Source organism: Enterococcus sp. ZJ1622 (assembly GCF_011038845.1).
Lineage (GTDB): Bacteria > Bacillota > Bacilli > Lactobacillales > Enterococcaceae > Enterococcus_B.
In genome coordinates this window covers 23,834-42,172 of sequence record NZ_JAAKDW010000002.1, presented here as the reverse complement: position 1 = coordinate 42,172, position 18,339 = coordinate 23,834, and the positions used below count along the sequence as shown (strand labels likewise).

Below are 18,339 nucleotides of genomic sequence, written 5' to 3'. Positions count from 1 at the left end.
CATGAAAAAAATCTTACTAGGTGTTTCCGGCAGTATCTCTGCTTATAAAAGTGCTGATCTCACCAATCAACTAGTCAAACTCGGATATCAAGTAGATGTCATCATGACGAACAGCAGCACGAAATTCATTACACCACTGACCTTGCAGTCCTTGTCGAAACGTCCTGTCCATACGGATGTGATGCAAGAATCCGACCCAAGAATCATCAATCACATCGAATTAGCAAAACAGGCAGACCTGTTCCTCGTCGCACCAGCTACTGCAAACATCATCGGAAAGTTGGCAAATGGCCTAGCTGACGATCTGCTTACTACTGTCGCTATGGCTTTGCCTTTTGAGACACCTAAGCTGATCGCTCCTGCGATGAATACGAATATGTATAGTCACCCGATCCACCAGCGGAACCTGGAAACATTAAAATCAATCGGTTATCACGAAATCGAACCAAGAGAATCGCTTTTAGCTTGTGGCGATTTCGGCAAAGGCGCCTTGGCGGATATCCAAACGATCATCGAACAAACTCATTTGATACTGAATCAGCGCAATGCGTAATTAAAGGAGTTATTATGAAAAATACTAGAACTTTCACACTGACCGCTATGTTTTTAGCTATTTTGATTTTATTAGCCGTTACACCTCTTGGCTTCATCCCAATCGGCCCGATCAATGCAACGACCATGCATATCCCAGTCATTATCGCATCGATCATCTTGGGTCCTAGATTAGGTGCTTTTCTTGGAGGGACATTCGGGCTGATCAGTATGATCCGAAGTACTGTTGTACAAACGCCGCTATCTTTTGTCTTTTCTCCATTCATCCCTGTCATCGGAACGGATCATGGCAGCTGGAAAGCTTTGCTGATCGCTTTTATCCCGCGTATTCTGATTGGCGTGGTTCCTTACTTTGTCTATCGTGGACTTAAAAAAGCAATGAAAAATAAAGCAAATTACATTTCCTTATTTGCCGCTGGACTTGCTGGTTCACTGACGAACACCGTCTTAGTCATGAATATGATCTATTTCTTGTTCCAGCAAGATTATGCACAAGTGATCGGTGCAAATATACACGCAGTATATTCAGCGATTCTTGCAGTGATCTTTACAAGCGGTGTTCCGGAAGCGATTGTCGCAGGGTTAGCTACTGCAGCAGTCTGCACGGTATTATTAAAAATGAGAACGAGATGAAAACAGCTCTTGGGACGTTCGATGATGTTCCAAGAGCTTTTATTCCGTTATCATAAGGGTTTGCTTCTGCTTTTTTCGTATTTTGGTGTTACTATGGATTTTGAAAAAAGATTACACTGAAAGGATGATTCAGATGAATATTTTTGTTGTAGGGGCAAATGGTCAGATTGGCCGCCACTTAATCAAAGATCTAGCATCAACGAAACACCAAATAACTGCAGGAGTGAGAAATGTAGCGACACAATCGATCGTAAAAGAGGAAAATGTATCCTATGTCCCTTTCAATCTTACTTGGACACCAGAAGAAATGGCTGAAGCCTTCAAAGGTAGCGATGCAGTCATTTTCACTGCCGGTTCTCAAGGCAAAAATCTTTTGCAAGTAGATTTGGATGGTGCAATCAAAACGATCATTGCAGCGAACATCGTCAATATCTCTCGTTACGTGATGGTCAGTGCGGTATTTGCAGAAGATCGTACAAAATGGCCTGAATCAATGACAGATTATTATATCACGAAACATTACGCCGACGAATGGCTGAAACGTACCGACTTGGATTACGTGATCCTTCAACCTGTCACCTTGACAAATGATGAAAAAATCACACCGATCCAATTGACGAAACCAGGCGAACCTGCGTCTAAAACCATTACTCGACAGACTGTCGCAGCTGTACTTGCTAAGTTAGTCGATACACCTGAAATCTCACGTACGACACTTGTCCTTTCAGAAGGCAGTGAAGAGATCGCTGAAGCTCTCACTCCTAAGGTAAAGGGGGAATAATCATGCGAGCTATTTCAATCAAACATCCTGGTTCTGCTGAGGTTCTGGAAGAAATCGAAGCGCCTATCCCTGAACCGAAACAAGACGAATTACTCATCAAAGTCCATACAGCAGCTGTCAACCGGACAGATATCATGCGAAGAGAATCTCCTTCCTTGAAACCGCCCTACCCTATCTTGGGTGTGGAAGTCGCTGGAGAAGTCATCGAAAACCCAAGCAATGATCCTCGGTTTTCTCCGGGTACACGCGTATATGGCTTGGTCAATTTGGGCGGATACGCAGAATATGCAGTCATGCCCGCAGATCGAGCGATCTTATTACCTGATTCCTTAGACTACGTTTCTGCAGCTGGGATATCTGAAGTATTCTTGACTGCATACCAAACGCTTTACTGGCTTGGGGATCTACAAAAAGAAGAAACCGTACTGATCCATGCTGGTGCAAGTGGTGTCGGCACTGCCGCTATCCAATTAGCGAAGCAGCTTTCTGATGCTAGGATCATCGTCACAGCTGGTTCAGAAGAAAAATTAGCTTTTTGTAAAGAGCTTGGAGCTGATGAACTGATCAATTACAAGACGCAAGTTTTCTCAGAAGAAGTCCGAAAACTAACGAATGGTCAAGGCGTGAATGTCATTTTAGATTTCATCGGTGCTTCTTACTGGGAAAAAAACCTTGCTTCTATCGCTGTAGACGGACGTTGGGTATTGATCGGTATGCTTGGTGGCACGATCGTTTCGAAAATGGATCTCGGCGCATTGATCAATAAACGTATCCAGCTGACTGGTACCTTGCTCACGCCAAGAAGTGATGCCTACAAAGCAAAATTGACGCAGGAATTCATGGCGATCGTCGGTCCTTATCTCGAAAACGGACAGGTGCGCCCCATCATCGACCGCACGTTTTCTTTCGAGGAAGCCCGACAAGCACATGAGTATATGGAAGCAAACAAGAATATCGGCAAGATTATCTTGACCATGGATTAATCTCTCTCCTATTCTTAAGCATCTATGTAAATGAGCAATTTTGTTTGCTATTTTATAAAAAAACTGCCAATGGGCTCCAATCAAGTCCCTTGGCAGTTTCTTTTTGTTGCTGAATAGTTGAAAAGACCCATCAGACAGTACTTTATCGTTTATACAAAGCGGATATCTTTGTAAAAGCTCCACTTGCTAGTATAATTAACGATATACATGAAGGAGTTATTTTATGAATCATTTGAAAACATTTTTTACGAATAGCACGAAAACGGCTGGAAGGATCACAAATGGGATCTATATCCTCTTGCGGATCATTGTAGTGGTCATGCTGGCAGATCAGCTGTGGAACCAGCATTGGGGGAATACGCTGCTTTTATTGTTAACTCTGGTCTTATTCGAGATTCCTTATTTTTTAGAAAAAATATTGAAGATACAGATCCCGAACATGTTGGAGATTATTTTGCTCTCTTTCATTTTCAGTTCGACGGTTTTAGGGGAGCTAAGTGACTTTTACGGTTATTTTTCGATATGGGATACCGTGCTTCATGGATTAAGCGGTTTTTTAGCAGGCGGGGTGGGATTTTCTCTCGTGTATCTCTTAAACAAAAATACGCGCACCATGAATCTGACACCATTATTGCTTGCTCTGGTTTCGTTTTGTTTCTCCATGACAGTCGGCGTGATGTGGGAATTTGTTGAATTTTCTGCTGACCGTTTTTTACAATTTGATATGCAAAAAGACAGTATCGTACAACAGATCAACAGCGTCAAGCTCAGCGAAGACGGAAATACCGTATATTCGGTTGAAGATATCACTCGTACAGTGATCGAAAGCCAGACGGAAAACGGGAAAACAAAGAAAACGGTGATCGAAAACGGCTATTTGGATATCGGGGTCATCGATACGATGAAAGACTTGTTTGTCAATTTTATCGGAGCGGTCGTTTTTAGTATATTCGGTTATCTTTACAGTCTGAATGATTACAAGAAATTCACTTTTATCCGAAACTTCATTCCAAGAAAAGCAAAATAAGGATAACATCCGGAAAATGATAGAGATATATCGGATGTTATCCTTTTGATCCAGTTTTTATGTTTGGCTACGCTTGGTTCCCTCGGCTTTTGATCGTGGTCAAAATATGCATCGCCTTTTCATACTCCGGATTTGAGCTGCCGTCAAAGTTTTTGTCGATACTCGTAAACCCAAGTTTCTCGTACAAAGAGATCGCTGGATGGCTCCAAGTCTGTGTGTGAAGATAGATTGGGCCAGCATGTGCTATTTGCTGGAAATTGCGTATGGTTGCTGCCGTCAATGCTTTGGCTAATCCTTTTCCTTGATAGTCAGGCATGACTGCAAGCCAGTGGAATACCGGAAAGCTTCCGTCTTTTCGCTTTTTTTGCCAAGCTGTACAAGTTGCGATCCGATCCCCCTTTTCGGTGACGACAAAAAGCATTCGTTTTTTGAGTTCTTCCGGATAAGGAGCAAAATTTTGTTGGAAATAAGCAAGTGCTTTTTTTTCGTCTTCAAATTCTCCTACAGCTGTTTCGATGGCTGCCCAATCAGCTTCTGCCCCTGAGTCATAATACTCGAAATGAAATCCATCGGCTAAAGGGATCGGCGGAACAGGAGCTTCAAGTGGTCGAGTCATCCACAATTCAGCATAAGGTACAGTTTTATCTAGCATCAACAAGCGCCTCGCTTTCTTTTGGCTTTCTTCTTCTATTATGCCAGACTTCGTTTTTTTCAGCTACTCCTAGACCAAGCTGCTTTCATAGCCATTCATCCCGATCAAATTCGCTTCTGTCTGAATAAAGAAACGTACCGGCAATTCCTCGCATAAAGCTTCCAAGTTCTGATACTGCTGGTGTTCCGCCTCCTGGTGCCGGTGAACCAGGCACAGGTTGCGTGACTTGCTGGTGTTCTGATAAAGAAGAGGCCTGCTCGTTTTTCCTTTTCCTCTTTTGTTTCTGATCGTCTTCTCTTTTTTTCGTTTCAGGTTGTTCTTCTGTAGGGCTCTCTTTGGCTCTATCTACTATGGTGACCGTTGTCGAAGGGGTTCGTTCTTCGCTTTTTTCATTAGACACATTCGAGCTAGTTTGTGACGCTTGTTTTTGTTCGGTCACATTTTCTGGTATCGGGCGCTTTTTTATTTCATGATTATCCATTGATTTAGAATGTTCGATCGCCTTTTCTGTCGGAAGCACATGGATGGTCGAACTTGCTGTTATGTCATGCAAGGAAGACGTATCATGGAACTGGTACGTCAGCTTGATGTCGCCTATCTTATCTACCAAATAACGGTCTTTGATCGTTTGACTGCCAGAGTTGACTGACACAGATGGCGGTTCCACCGATTGGCCAATTGAATCTTTTGCCTTTAGAATCAGCTGTTCTTTATTGACTGAATCCTTCATATGAACAGTGAGATCGCGCGTTTTCAGCATACTTTCATCTGGCAGGTAGACATAATCGAGAACGATTTTCTGCCTAGTATTTGTGGATAATCCCTGTGACTTGATGGATTGGACAACGTCTGCCCAATAACTTTGTCTGCTGATTTTTTGCTGCGTCATGTAGGTAGCGATCGAACGCGAAACGCCATCTTCTTCATATGTCGATAATTCTACAGATGGCTGCTTGCCTAAAATCTCAACTGGTAGTGGGATATCCGGCAATTGATCAGAACTACTTTCTCGAAGGATCTCATCTGCTAGAGTCTGATGTGTCCGCCCATCAATAAAACGAGTCACGATCGTCCGTACAGGTGCTGGTGTAGGCACTTCTGTTACTGTCACAGTTGCTGTTGCAGTTACTTGCTTAGCTGTTGTTGGATCAGTATAGGTCAAAGTGACTGGATAACTACCTGGTCTTTTTGTATCGATTGCGCCTGTTATCTGCACCTCATCGATATTTCCTGATGTACCATCACTTTTCGTCACTTTTTCAACCAGATCATGGATCGTCCATGTCTCCCCAACTGACAAATGGGGATTTTTCCCTACTAGACTGGTTTTATCTGAAGACACATGTACCGTTGCAGTGGTCGTCATCTGCTTCAAATACATCTGGTCATAGTAGATCAAGCCAATCTTATATGTTCCTTCTTTAGAAGTATCGATCACAGTATTTTCTGCCAGCGCAACTTTTGTACGATCTCCGTCTGTCCCGTCGACATTTTTCAATTGTCTGACGAGTGTAGGAATCTCGATCTTTGCGCCAACTGCTACATTGAGTGTATTCCCTTCGAATTGCGACTGATCCGGTTCGTAGACATAGGAGATCCTTGCTTTATCTTTTCGTCTGTTGTCTTCTAAGCCAGCATTGATAAAGCCGATGACCTGGTTCAATGGGTCCCCTTTTTTAGGATCCACTAGATGGAGAAAAACAGATAGCTTCAGGTCTATCCCGTCACTCGTTGTCCAAATCGTCTGATCTGGTACGATCCAGTAATGATCGATTTCAGGCGGGTATTGGATTTGATTATACGTGATCTGATCAGGAAGCAGTGATTGTCCATTCAAATCGCGGTAAGAATTAGTCACTTCGATTGCTTCGTCTTCTGTATATGTATGTTTTTCAGATGTAGCGCTTGATACAGCCTTTGTTTGAGCGGCTGAAACTGGGGTAGACATATACACGTTTAGTGAAAGCCCGATCAATACGGTTCCCATGAACGTCTTTGAATAAAGAGAGGATGGAACAATTTTACTACTCAAAGGAAAAAACAATTTATTATCCTTTCTTTTTTTACTCGTTCGTTTCAAATTCATTCTACTGGTTGGTCTCCTTCCCCTTTTTAAACGATCAGAAGTTCACTACACTTTTGTTTTTTACTTTAATCACAGTATTCCCAAAATACTCCCAATCATCTGGCGTAGGAGGATTTTTCCAAATAATTTGTTCCTTGCTGAATTTTTCGAGCAAACAGTCAGATAAATAGATATCTGTTCTTGAAGTAATCCGATTTTCTACGATGATATTGTAATTTTTGAATCCATTTACCTGCGAAACGATATAATCTGTGTAGGTGCTTCCTTGTGAAAAATCAATGCAGACATATATCGGTGTCTCAAAATACGACACAGGACAGATATTTATCAATAAAAAAAGATAATCATAAAACAAACGGACAGTAAATGATTCGTCTTTCGTTTCAAAATACTGTCCATTATCTTGTATCACATTTCTCACAGCTGTACTGAAGGAAGGATAGGTCTCAAAGAAAAACTGCATTTGTTTTTTCGAGGTAAAACTAGCCATCCTGAAATCAAATATCCAATGCTTGCGGTTGATGCGCATGATTCCCGCACGTAAAGCTTCATGCACTTGAAGCTGCTGTGTCTCAGTGACTTCATTCGCAAAAGTCAGGTGGTCGAATAGCTCTGCCGCCATTTTTTGACTGACTTTATGGATATAATGGAAATTGCTTTCGGCTAATGTGAAATTACAGCTTTCTTCAAATTCCACTTCTGACATCAAAAACATCATGATATAAGAGATCTCATCGGTAATTTGATCTTGGGATAAGTGTTTGAATGCGATGTGTGACAAGTCTTTAACGATCTTTTTCCCTTCGGCGCTATTAAAGTATGCTTCAGTAAAAAAACGCTTAGAAATAAACTGCTTATTATATGCACGCAATAAAGTGATCGTCGTCAGCACATTCAATTTTATACGTTTTGTTGCCGACAATTTTAAATTGAACAGATATTCAAAGTATTGGATAATATTTCTTGCTTCATTCATAACGCTTTCTTTGAACGGGAGCTTGAACCCGTTATATACCCCAAAGTAAACCCCAAACAACATGTTCCTCACGTTCGTTTCGTCCCCGACTATCACGTTTTTTCTTAATTTGATTTCTTGTCGTGCAAGAAATGAAACCAGCTCTTTTCGTTTCACGTAAGCTCTGGATATACTCAAAAAATGATTTTCCGCAAATTTTTCGATCGAAATACCTGAATTGATGATTTCTGTCAGCAGTTGAGCGATTTTAGAGCGATCAAAATAAGCTCGTCTCAAGTTTTTTATATCTGTCAGATTCAAGTTTTTTACTTCGATTTCCCCTTCATCAGAAATAAAAATTTCAGGTTTAGTAACCAAAAATGAAAAATCTTTGTTCAAGTCATTCATGTAATTTCTTGTTTTGAATTTCGATAAGCCTATCGCTTCATATAATTTAGGTAATACCAGATAATTCTTTTTTTCAAATTCAAGATACCTAGCTATTAAAAGTTTCTCTCTGTCTTCTTCCTCTAAAAGGTAGTCCACCTTCATCTTCTACACCCCGACCAAAGTACCGAATATTGTTCATTTCAAGATAGTTTTTGTGTATACTCCTACCTAGTAAAATTTTATGATGAATTTTGCTTCATTCAGTACGAGATTTTCTCGTTTTTTATCTATTTTTTTTGAATAGCGAAAAAATAAGAAAATTAACCTCATTTTAGAGGCTCATTTTCTTTTGTCCTTTTCATCAAACTGTTCAGCAGACTTTCTCTTGGATAGTAGGAGGGACCTCCTCAATAAAGGATTTCTAGAGGCTTTCGATTATGAACTGAACTTTCTCTTTTATAGAGACAATGCAGTTAAAACTGGCTGTTGGATATTGGCTTCATCCTAGGCGCGATAGGATAATTTGGATGACTTTTTAATGGTTGATTATATGTACTTCCTTTATATACGCTGTGATGACCGCTTATATAAAGGAAAAATGATCTGCTGGATCGTTTATTTTTCCTTAAAAACAGGAAACTATTGTACGTGATTTGCTACCTCGGCAGCTTCTCCGATGATACGGACTTCTGTTTCTAGTGTGACATCGAATTTTTCTTTGATCACTTCTTGGATATGAGTGATCAATTCGATGTAATCTGTCGCTGTTGCATGGTCGATATTGACAATAAAGCCTGCATGCTTTTCAGAGATTTGAGCTCCGCCCCACTTCAACCCTTGCAGTCCTGCCTGTTGGATCAGCTGACCGGTATAATGGCCTACTGGTCGTTTGAACACACTCCCACAAGATGGATACTCGAGCGGCTGTTTGGACTGACGCAATTCAGTCAGTTCGTCCATCCGTTCTTTGATTGCCTCATGATCCCCTGCAGTCAATTGGAAACGCGCTTCAAGAACAACCGCGTGTAATTCCTGGACTTTGCTGTGACGATAAGAAAAATCCATTTCCTGATTCGTCAGTGTTTTGATCGTTCCATCTTCCAGCAGAATATCCACTTCAGCAAACACATCTTTGATTTCTCCACCATACGCGCCTGCATTCATGTAGACTGCTCCACCGATACTTCCAGGGATTCCGCAAGCAAACTCGAAGCCCGTGAGTGATTCATCCAATGCTGCATAGGTCGTATCGATCAATTTTGCTCCTGCTTCTGCAGCGACCATCGTACCTTCTACACGGATCTTCTTCATTTCGGTCAACATGATCACGACACCGCGAATCCCGCCATCTTGGACGATTAAATTACTGGCATTTCCCAAAACCATCCAGTCGATCTCATGGTGTCGGCAATAATCAACGATTTGCTTCACTTCTTCTTTTTTCTTTGGGAAAGCAAGCACGTCCGCCGGTCCGCCGGTTTTCGTAAATGTATAATTCATCAATGGTTCATCTAAAAGCAGCGTGATTTCTGGTAAATTTTTAACTACATCTTCTTTATTCACTGGGAATTTTCCTTTCTATTCAAACGTCCCCATTATTCTATCACGCTTAAAACAATCTTGCTAGTCCTGCTCAAAGCTGGTGACGATGATGTATGTTGAGGATTTCTTCACAAAGTGCATGGCTCTGTTCGATTCTTTCCTGTTTCAATGGCAGCAGTTCTGGTCTTTCTTTTTGGATCTGCTCCAAAAATTCAGTGACCATCGGCTCAAACCCGCGTTTCTCCAAGGTATCCGTCCAGTCTCCGAATGTTTGGATTCTTTCTCCATCCTTATCCTGGATGCTGAGTCGTGTCAAATCACTGACCTCATAGGTTCCTTGTCTGCTTGTGATCTGATACCGTTCTGTATTCGCTCCGCTTGCCAAATCCATGGTCAAGATCGCTGTTTGATGGACGGTTTCTAATTGTAATGTGACATATTCCAGCCATTCACCTGTCTCTCGTATATGATGTGTGGCTTTTTCGATCGGTTCATCCAATAAATAAACAGCTGTATCGACCAAATGCAGGAACAGATCATAAATGACAAATGCTGTATTTTCTTTGGCTGCTACACGATTTTTCTGTAGTTGGATCACTCGCTTCTCAGGGATTGCTTTTAGTTTTTCTACCATGGGCGCGAATCTTCGGTTGAACCCGACCATCAGTAATACGTTATGTCGGTCTGCTAATTCTTGCAGTTGTCTTACTTCTTCCAATTGGACGCTCAATGGTTTATCGATGTATACATGGATGTTGTTTTCCAGACATTTTTTTGCTAATTCAAAATGGACCTTTGTAGCTGCATGGATCATACACGCTTCGATTTCCTGTTCGATCAGCTCATCGATCGTCCCATATAGATTTTGAAATCCGTACGTCTTTTGGAGCCTTTTTTTTGTTTCCTCGTTTCGTGTCGCAAAATAAAAATCAAACGTTCCTTGCTTCTTTGCATATGTCGGCAAATAAGCTTTCTCCGCGATATTGCCAACACCTACCACACCAATTCTCATGCTCTTCCCTCCAACAAATTTAGTTACTCTCATCTTACACCATTTTTCAATAAAATGAGGTACAATATAATCGCAAGAGTAAGAGAAAAATCGAAAAGGAGCGTGTTTTTATTGAAATTTATCTCCTGGAACGTCAACGGACTCCGCGCGATCGTCAATAAAAATTTTTTAGAAGTCTTCCATGAGCTGGATGCTGACTTCTTCTGTCTGCAAGAAACCAAGCTTCAAGAGGGTCAAATCGAATTAGATTTGCCTGGTTATTATCAGTATTGGAATTATGCAGTGAAAAAAGGATATTCCGGCACGGCGATCTTCGCAAAAACCCCTGCATTGAATGTCTCGTATGGTATGGGGATCGAAGAACATGATCAGGAAGGTCGTCTGATCACGTTGGAATACCCTGAATTTTTCCTAGTAACTTGTTATACGCCAAATTCTCAAAGCGAGTTGAAACGATTGGATTATCGACTGCAATGGGAAACAGCTTTTTATCATTATCTGGAAGCATTGAAAACGAAAAAACCTGTGATCGTCTGCGGTGATTTGAATGTCGCCCACCAGAACATCGATCTGAAAAACTGGAAAACCAATCAAAAAAATGCTGGTTTTACAATGGAAGAACGCGAAGCACTAACGAGACTTCTCGACAGCGGTTTTATCGATACTTTTCGTTATTTTTATCCTACACAGGAAGGAATTTATTCTTGGTGGAATTACCGCTTCAATTCAAGAAAAAACAACGCGGGCTGGCGAATCGATTATTTCTTAGCCAGTGAAGAGCTAGCGCCGAAACTTGCGGATGCAAAGATCCATACGAGCATTATGGGAAGTGACCATTGTCCAGTGGAATTGGAATTGAAATAAAGAGGTTGTGAGCCTGCCGTTTCACTCTGAGGCACAAGGAACAATTTCAAAAAACAGCTTCTCATGTTTGATGAACATTGTGACTTGTGCCCGAGGAGTTGGCAGGAGAACACCGTGTATGAGGTTGTGACAACTGCGTTCTGCTTTAAGGAATAAGGACACTGAACAGAAAATAGCTCCTCATATTTTCTTGTTCAGTGAACTTATTGCCGAGAAGCGGCAGATGGAACACCGTTTAGTGGAGAGGTCGTGAACCTGCCGTTCAACTCTGAGGCACAAGGAACAATTTCAAAAAACAGCTTCTCATGTTTGATGAACATTGTGACTTGTGCCCGAGGAGTTGGCAGGGGAACACCGTTTATAGAGGTTGTAAAAAAGCTGCCCTGCATCAAGTAATAAGAACAGACAAACAAAAATAGCTTTCCATATTTTTCGATTGGTTGGGCTTATTACCGCAGATGCAAGCCTTTGAACACCGTTTATAGAGGTTGTGAAAAAGCTGCCCTGCATCAAGTAATAAGAACAGACAAACAAAAATAGCTTTCCATATTTTTCGATTGGTTGGGCTTATTACCGCAGATGTAAGCTTTTGAACACCGTGAATCAGAGTCCGTAACAGTGCCACTCAGCCTTGAAGGCCAAGTAGGTACGTTGCATCATCGAGTCACTGATGTTCTTCGTGGTTTCACACGAAAAAAACTAAAAAAATCTTACGCTTTGTACAGCCTGTATAATTTTAGGAAAAAATATGTTAAAGTATGTTTCCTAAGGAGGGTTTAGAAACATGAATTTCGTTGCAATGGACTTTGAAACAGCCAACCACCAGCCTTACAGTGCTTGTTCACTGGCACTAGTCATGGTAAAAAACAGCCAGATCGTTGATGAATTTTACACGTTGATCCAGCCAGAAACACCTTTTTTCTGGCGAAACGTCCAAATCCACGGGATCCATCAAGAAGACGTACGCAATGCGCCGAAATTTCCTGATGTTTGGCAAAAGATCCAACCATATTTCCAAAAAAATCGTTTAGTGGTCGCACACAATGCGGCATTTGACACAAAAGTTTTAGCAGGATGCTTGGATTATTACCAACTGCCACAACCTAATTATCTTTCGCTATGTACCGTAAAAAGCAGTCGTCGGTTATTCCCAGAATTTCCTAATCACCGATTGAATACAGTATGCGAGAATCTGAATATACAGCTCGACCACCATCATGATGCTTTAGAAGATAGCAGAGCTTGTGCAGAGATCCTACTGTATCAAGAAAAAAAATTCGGCACTGATCCGCTCAAAAAATTAGTTACACTAAAATAATTGTTCCAGATAATGAAAAGGAATGTGACAAAAATCTTGTCACATTCCTTTTTCCGATAAACGGTGTTCTCCTGCCAACTCCTCGGGCAAAAATCACAATATTCAACAAACATGAGAAGCTGTTTTTTGAAATTGTTCCTTGTGCCTCAGAGTTAAACGGCAGGCTCACAACCTCTGATTCACGGTGTTCAAGAGACAGCCTATCGGCAATAAGGCACGATTTTGTAAAAATATGGGGAGCTATTTTTCAAAATCGCTTCTTATTGCTCAAGGCTGAACGTCTCTTTCACCACCTCTCCACTAAACGGTGTTCAAAAGCTTGCATCTGCGGTAATAAGTCCAGCCAAACGAAAAATATGGAGAACTATTTTTGTTTGGCTGTTCTTATTACTTGATGCAGGACAGCTTTTTCACAACCTCTGATTCAGCCAATCAATCGACTCATTTTATAGACGTCTAAAAATACGCCTTCATCTGTTCGCACTCCTCGAGCCATTCTTGCTTCGATCTCAAAACCAGCTTTTCGATAAAGATGGATCGCTCGTTCATTGCGAACTTGGACATCTAATTCCAATCGGAAAAGAACTCCGCTTTTTTCAGCCCAATAGATCGTTTCTTCTAAGAGCATCGTTCCCAATCCTAGCCCCCAATACTCTTTCAGAATACTGATTCCTACTTCACCGATATGTGAAACACGAAACCGGCTTTCTGCCTTGATGGAAGCAACGCCAATTATTTTTGTCCCTTCAACTGCTACAAGCAATAAATTATTTTCGCTTTCATACAAGTAGCCCAATTCAATCGCCAGATGTTCTGGAGAAAGCAGCAGTCCCTCTTCATCGACTACTAAAAAATCTGTTTCTTTTCCTGCCTGTCGCATCATCGAAAGCAACGCTTGTGAATCATCTGGGATAGCTTCTCTCAATATCACACTTGTTTCTTCACTCATTTTCTTCAGCCCATTTTTTAAGGATACGCTGCTCGAAATCTGCAGCTTGTGGACCAAATGATTGGAATTTCACATAACGTTTTTCCAAATCTGTATCACTTTTTTCCAGAATCAGTTCCAAATAATCCTCAGGCAAAGCTTCCTCCAGCAAGTTTCCCCATTCGATAACGGAAAGACCCTCTCCTTCAAAATATTCATCCAAGCCCAGATCAGCACCGCTAGCTGCTACACGATAGATGTCCATGTGATACAGCGGCAATCTTCCTTGGGTATATTCTCGGATGATCGTATATGTCGGGCTTTTGATCATTTGCCCGATCCCCAATCCTTTGGCGATCCCTTTGGTCAATGTCGTTTTTCCTGCACCTAGATCACCAGTCAACACCAGGTTATCTCCTGCTTCTGCGACTTCTCCAATGCTTTCAGCAAATTTTTCTGTCATTGCTAAACCAGATAATTCAATCATTTTCTTTCTCCTACCTACGCTTTTTTTGCCAGTATATCGTGGAATCGGCTATTTGGAAAGAAAAAAAACACAGCTGGAAATCCCGAAAATCCGGATTTTCAGCTGTGGCTCATTCATTCTAGTCGATCAGGGTCTGTGCAGCTGTGATGATCGAAAGCTTATACACATCTTCTTCGTTTGCCCCGCGAGACAAATCAGAAACTGGTTTGTTCAACCCTTGCAGGATCGGTCCGATGGCTTCGAAGTTACCGAAGCGCTGTGCGATTTTATAGCCGATATTTCCTGATTGCAATTCTGGGAAGACGAACACTGTCGCCTGACCTGCGACTTTAGAATCTGGCGCTTTCAATTGAGCTACTGCTGGCACATAAGAAGCGTCGAATTGCAGTTCTCCGTCAATCATGTATTGAGGAGCTAATTCTTTTGCGATTTTGGTTGCTTCGACTACTTTGTCGACTTCTGCTGCTTTTGCAGAACCTTTTGTCGAGAAGCTCATCAAAGCAACTTTTGGTTCGATATCGAACAATTCAGCAGTTTTTGCTGAATCAACAGCGATTTCCGCTAATTCCTGAGCCGTTGGATTCACATTGATCGCACAGTCAGAGAACACATATTTTTCTTGGTCTCTTCCACGCACCATGATCATCGCCCCACTTGTACGGCTAACGCCCGGTTTGGTTTTGATGATCTGCAGTGCGGGACGTACCGTGTCTCCTGTGGAATGGATAGCTCCTGAGACCATTCCGTCAGCGATTCCCATGTAAGTAAGCATCGTTCCGAAGTAATTCACATCTTTCAGGATCTTTTCTGCCTGTTCTTTGGATGCCTTTCCATTTCGGCGTTGCACGAAAGCTTCGACCATTTCGTCCCATTGTTCATATTTGTTTGGATCGATGATCGTGAATCCAGAGGCTTTGATTCCTCTAGCATGTGCAGCAGTTCGGATCTCTTCTTCACTGCCGATCAAGATCGGATCAACTAGTTCTTCTGCTTTCAATCGAGCAGCTGCTCCTAAAATTCGTGCATCTGTTGCTTCTGGAAAAACGATTTTTATACCACGACGTACAATTTTAAATCTTAAACTATCAAACAATTCCACAAGATGACCTCCAGATATTTTTATATCTATAATCATACACCATTCATCAAAAAAAGAACAGTTTATTTTATCTGTATCAGTCAAAAAAGCAACAAAAAATGAAGTATTTCACATACACCTGAAACTGCACTATAACAGGAAAGCGCTGTTTCACTACACTGTTTCAGGCAGCTGCCAGTCAATAGGTTCCTCCCCTAGGGCAAGTAAAGCATCGTTTGTTTTTGAAAATGGTTTTGAACCGAAAAAACCACGACTTGCGGACAATGGGCTTGGGTGGGGAGACGTGATAATGATATGTCGGCTTTTATCGATCATTTTCATTTTCTGCTGGGCGGGCTTTCCCCACAAGATGAATACGATAGGCTTTTCACGTTCATTCAGCTTCTCGATGATCTTATCAGTCAGTAGCTCCCAGCCTTTTCCTCGATGTGAATAGGCTTGACCTTCTCGCACAGTCAGCACTGTATTCAATAGCAAGACGCCTTGTTTTGCCCAGGAAACAAGATTCCCGTGTTTTACTGGCGGGATCCCCAAGTCGGATTGCAATTCTTTATAGATGTTTTGTAACGACGGGGGAACTTTGACACCTGGCTGTACGGAAAATGACAGGCCATGTGCCTGATTTTCTCCGTGGTAGGGATCTTGACCTAAGATCACTACTTTTACTTTCTCGTACGGTGTCAGCTCTAGCGCTTCATAGATATGGTACATGTCTGGATGGATCTTTTGTGTCGCGTATTCTTTTTTCAAAAATTCTCTTAAATCCAAATAATAGTCTTTGTCAAATTCTGCTCCCAGGATGTCCTGCCAGCTGTTATGAATGATTTCTTTCAAAATAGCACCTCCTACACAATAGGATAACTCACAATTTCTTCGTTCACAAGGAACAATCTACCCCCTCACTCGCTTTGGAATATGGTAAACTAGGAAGAAGAAGAGAAAGGAACGATAATCACTATGATCAAATTAATTGCATCGGATATGGATGGCACTTTATTAGACGCACATATGAGTATTTCACCAGAAAACGCTGAAGCGATCCGGTTCGCAAATGAATCTGGAATTGAATTCATGGTCGCAACTGGCCGGAATTATCAAGAGGCTCGGGCAGCTTTGGACGAGGTCGGGATCGATTGCGCGATGATCACCTTGAATGGCGCGCAAGTCTTCGATAAAAATGGCAATTCTTTGTTCACCGTACCGATCCCCAGTCCGCAAGCAAACACCGTACTCGACATCTTAGATGAGAATGGCATCTATTACGAAGTTTCTACGAACAACGGATTATATTCGGAGAATCAGGCAAAACGGATCGAAAGCTTTGCATCGATGGTCGCTAGTCATTTGCCTCACTTGACGTACAAAATGGCGATCGCGATGGCTTCTGCTAATCTGGAACTTCTCCATATCAATTATGTAGACAGCATTCGAACACTGCTGGAAGACGAGAAACTCGAAGTCTTGAAAATCATCTGTTTCCATACAGAAGGTCCTGCTGTATTAGGTCCAGTCGGTAAAGAGATCAGTACACTCGGGGATCTAGCTGTTACCTCATCTGGACAAAACAATATCGAAGTCAATCATAAGAATGCCCAAAAAGGAATCGCTGTTGCCCACGTCGCTCACGAGCGCGGGATCGACCTGACTGATGTGATGACGATCGGCGACAATTTCAATGATGTCAGCATGCTTCAGATCGCCGGTGTCAGCTTTGCCATGGGAAATGCTGAGATAGAGGTAAAAGACTACGCCAAATACACAACAGACACAAACCTTGAATCTGGAGTAGGCAAAGCGATTTTGCGTGCGATATCTGAAGATCTATAACGTTTTTCTCGAGAAAAGAGGGATAAAGATGCCAGAATTTTTCATACAGGAAAAACAGCTTAGCCGAGCAACTCGGACGATCGTCAAAAACGAAGAAGGAAAATCGTTGTTTCTGATGGTCGGACGCTGGGGAACAAAAGGAGATGCCCTATCTTTATATGCGATGAACGGGGACCTTGTTGCCCATATCAAGCAGATCAGCTTGACATTCGGTAATCGCTTCGAACTTTATAAGGATTTTGAAAAAGTCGGCACGATGCAGAAAATATTCAATTGGCCAGGAGATTTCTATTATATTCGCCGACTCCATTGGACCGTACAGGGAGATATTTACAATCATAAATATCAGATCCATCATTTCAACCAGCAAATCATGAAAATGGATAAAGCGACCCTCTTCTCTGGCGATTATTATGTCTTGGAGATACCGAATGAAGAAGATGCACCGATCTGTATCTGTATCGCGGCAGTCTTGGATTATTGGCTCTATCGGAAAAACAAAAGCAAAGAAAAGCCTTTATCCTATCGGTTTGATGTGAACTAAAAAATGTACTGAAAACGTCTTGCGTTTTCAGTACATTTTTTAATTGATCTCTTTTTGCATATGATCATACAGATGGCCGCTGATCATACGCTGTCCAACGACTTTGAAGCCGTGGCGTTCATATAGTTTTTTTGCTTTAGGGTTTTTTTCGTCTACACTCAGACCGATCACCTTGCGATTCGCTTTTTCAGCCAGTTTAGGCAGTTCCTGCAATAATTCAGACCCGATTCCCTGTCCTCTGAATTTTTCTGCCACACTGATCGAATCCAAGTACCACTCATTAGGGAATGTTTCTTTGTCTATGAACAACCGGATATCGGTATCGATCCCGTGTTGTGCTAAGACTGCAGTCAAAGGTTCATCGATGACTGGTTCTTCTTCATCCGTATAGCCAAACGCGATCCCCGCTACTTTCCCATCGATTTCATTCACAAGACCTCGTGTATAGCTATAGCGATAATCAGGATCAGCGATTGCCTCTTCTAGGATCTCTAAGGTTTTCTTCTCACCATAGGATTGTACGAAAGGCAATTCCATGTCATTTAAAATAACCAGTATCAGTGGTGCGATTTCCGGAGCATCTTCTTTTCTTGCAAAACGAATCATCTTATCTCTCTCCTTTTCTTCATTCTACCATGCAAAAAAGGAAAGCGCAAAAT

General features: G+C 41.8%; 19 protein-coding genes. 9 read left to right on the top strand and 10 right to left on the bottom strand.

The genetic code is table 11. The annotated features are described in order from the left end of the window. Window position 1: 1 nt before the first annotated feature. The 5 genes from coaC (at window position 2) to G7Y42_RS01975 (ending at window position 3,976) form a co-directional block, all read left to right on the top strand. On the top strand, window positions 2–553 hold the full coding sequence (gene coaC / locus G7Y42_RS01995) for a phosphopantothenoylcysteine decarboxylase (protein ID WP_165003815.1): 552 nt from the start codon (window positions 2–4) through the stop codon (window positions 551–553). Window positions 554–567: 14 nt separating this feature from the next. Continuing rightward, a complete protein-coding gene (locus G7Y42_RS01990) occupies window positions 568–1,185 on the top strand; it encodes an ECF transporter S component (RefSeq protein WP_165003817.1) in 618 nt (205 codons plus the stop codon). A gap of 133 nt (window positions 1,186–1,318) precedes the next feature. Further along, a complete protein-coding gene (locus G7Y42_RS01985; RefSeq protein WP_165003819.1) occupies window positions 1,319–1,966 on the top strand; it encodes an NAD(P)-binding oxidoreductase in 648 nt (215 codons plus the stop codon). Between the two features lie 2 nt (window positions 1,967–1,968). Continuing rightward, complete coding sequence (locus G7Y42_RS01980; RefSeq protein WP_165003821.1) at window positions 1,969–2,949, top strand: NAD(P)H-quinone oxidoreductase; 981 nt, start codon at window positions 1,969–1,971, stop codon at window positions 2,947–2,949. Window positions 2,950–3,172: 223 nt separating this feature from the next. Continuing rightward, window positions 3,173–3,976, top strand: a complete 804-nt coding sequence (locus G7Y42_RS01975; protein ID WP_165003823.1) for a hypothetical protein — start codon at window positions 3,173–3,175, stop codon at window positions 3,974–3,976. Between the two features lie 67 nt (window positions 3,977–4,043). Here the strand turns inward: G7Y42_RS01975 and G7Y42_RS01970 are convergent, their stop codons facing one another. The 5 genes from G7Y42_RS01970 to G7Y42_RS01950 form a co-directional block, all read right to left on the bottom strand. Then, a complete protein-coding gene (locus tag G7Y42_RS01970) occupies window positions 4,044–4,628 on the bottom strand; it encodes a GNAT family N-acetyltransferase (protein WP_165003825.1) in 585 nt (194 codons plus the stop codon). Window positions 4,629–4,713: 85 nt separating this feature from the next. Then, window positions 4,714–6,714, bottom strand: a complete 2,001-nt coding sequence (locus G7Y42_RS01965; RefSeq protein WP_165003827.1) for a bacterial Ig-like domain-containing protein — start codon at window positions 6,712–6,714, stop codon at window positions 4,714–4,716. 34 nt (window positions 6,715–6,748) lie between these two features. Further along, window positions 6,749–8,221, bottom strand: coding sequence for a helix-turn-helix domain-containing protein (locus tag G7Y42_RS01960; protein WP_165003829.1), 1,473 nt, complete (start codon window positions 8,219–8,221; stop codon window positions 6,749–6,751). A 477-nt stretch (window positions 8,222–8,698) separates the two neighbouring features. Beyond that, complete coding sequence (gene murB, locus G7Y42_RS01955) at window positions 8,699–9,622, bottom strand: UDP-N-acetylmuramate dehydrogenase (RefSeq protein ID WP_165003830.1); 924 nt, start codon at window positions 9,620–9,622, stop codon at window positions 8,699–8,701. Window positions 9,623–9,692: 70 nt separating this feature from the next. Continuing rightward, entirely contained in the window at window positions 9,693–10,613 is a 921-nt protein-coding gene (locus G7Y42_RS01950; RefSeq protein WP_165003832.1) for a Gfo/Idh/MocA family oxidoreductase, read from the bottom strand. A 111-nt stretch (window positions 10,614–10,724) separates the two neighbouring features. On the opposite strand from G7Y42_RS01950, the gene G7Y42_RS01945 reads away from it, so the two are divergent. Both G7Y42_RS01945 and G7Y42_RS01940 read left to right on the top strand, forming a co-directional pair. Then, window positions 10,725–11,477 carry an exodeoxyribonuclease III gene (locus G7Y42_RS01945; protein ID WP_165003834.1) on the top strand — a complete coding sequence of 251 codons (753 nt, stop codon included), beginning with the start codon at window positions 10,725–10,727 and terminating at the stop codon, window positions 11,475–11,477. Window positions 11,478–12,261: 784 nt separating this feature from the next. Continuing rightward, window positions 12,262–12,795: a 3'-5' exonuclease gene (locus G7Y42_RS01940; protein ID WP_165003836.1), complete on the top strand. Its 534-nt coding sequence runs from the start codon at window positions 12,262–12,264 to the stop codon at window positions 12,793–12,795. Window positions 12,796–13,219: 424 nt separating this feature from the next. Here G7Y42_RS01940 and G7Y42_RS01935 read toward each other — a convergent pair whose 3' ends face one another. The 4 genes from G7Y42_RS01935 to G7Y42_RS01920 all read right to left on the bottom strand — a co-directional run bounded on the left by G7Y42_RS01935 (window position 13,220) and on the right by G7Y42_RS01920 (window position 16,143). Next, window positions 13,220–13,744 (bottom strand): GNAT family N-acetyltransferase, encoded by a 525-nt coding sequence (locus G7Y42_RS01935; protein ID WP_165003839.1) that lies wholly within the window; start codon window positions 13,742–13,744, stop codon window positions 13,220–13,222. Beyond that, window positions 13,737–14,210, bottom strand: coding sequence for a tRNA (adenosine(37)-N6)-threonylcarbamoyltransferase complex ATPase subunit type 1 TsaE (gene tsaE / locus G7Y42_RS01930; protein ID WP_165003841.1), 474 nt, complete (start codon window positions 14,208–14,210; stop codon window positions 13,737–13,739). Before tsaE ends, G7Y42_RS01935 begins: the two co-directional genes overlap by 8 nt. 118 nt (window positions 14,211–14,328) lie before the next feature. Continuing rightward, window positions 14,329–15,309 carry a phosphate acetyltransferase gene (pta, locus tag G7Y42_RS01925; RefSeq protein ID WP_165003842.1) on the bottom strand — a complete coding sequence of 327 codons (981 nt, stop codon included), beginning with the start codon at window positions 15,307–15,309 and terminating at the stop codon, window positions 14,329–14,331. A gap of 153 nt (window positions 15,310–15,462) precedes the next feature. Further along, complete coding sequence (locus G7Y42_RS01920) at window positions 15,463–16,143, bottom strand: uracil-DNA glycosylase (RefSeq protein WP_165003844.1); 681 nt, start codon at window positions 16,141–16,143, stop codon at window positions 15,463–15,465. A 123-nt stretch (window positions 16,144–16,266) separates the two neighbouring features. On the opposite strand from G7Y42_RS01920, the gene G7Y42_RS01915 reads away from it, so the two are divergent. Together G7Y42_RS01915 and G7Y42_RS01910 are read left to right on the top strand one after the other, a co-directional pair. Beyond that, window positions 16,267–17,136: a Cof-type HAD-IIB family hydrolase gene (locus tag G7Y42_RS01915; RefSeq protein WP_165003845.1), complete on the top strand. Its 870-nt coding sequence runs from the start codon at window positions 16,267–16,269 to the stop codon at window positions 17,134–17,136. 28 nt (window positions 17,137–17,164) lie between these two features. Next, window positions 17,165–17,680: a hypothetical protein gene (locus G7Y42_RS01910; protein WP_165003846.1), complete on the top strand. Its 516-nt coding sequence runs from the start codon at window positions 17,165–17,167 to the stop codon at window positions 17,678–17,680. A gap of 39 nt (window positions 17,681–17,719) precedes the next feature. On the opposite strand, the gene G7Y42_RS01905 is transcribed toward G7Y42_RS01910, so the two are convergent. Beyond that, window positions 17,720–18,286 (bottom strand): N-acetyltransferase, encoded by a 567-nt coding sequence (locus G7Y42_RS01905; RefSeq protein WP_165003847.1) that lies wholly within the window; start codon window positions 18,284–18,286, stop codon window positions 17,720–17,722. Window positions 18,287–18,339: the final 53 nt, after the last annotated feature.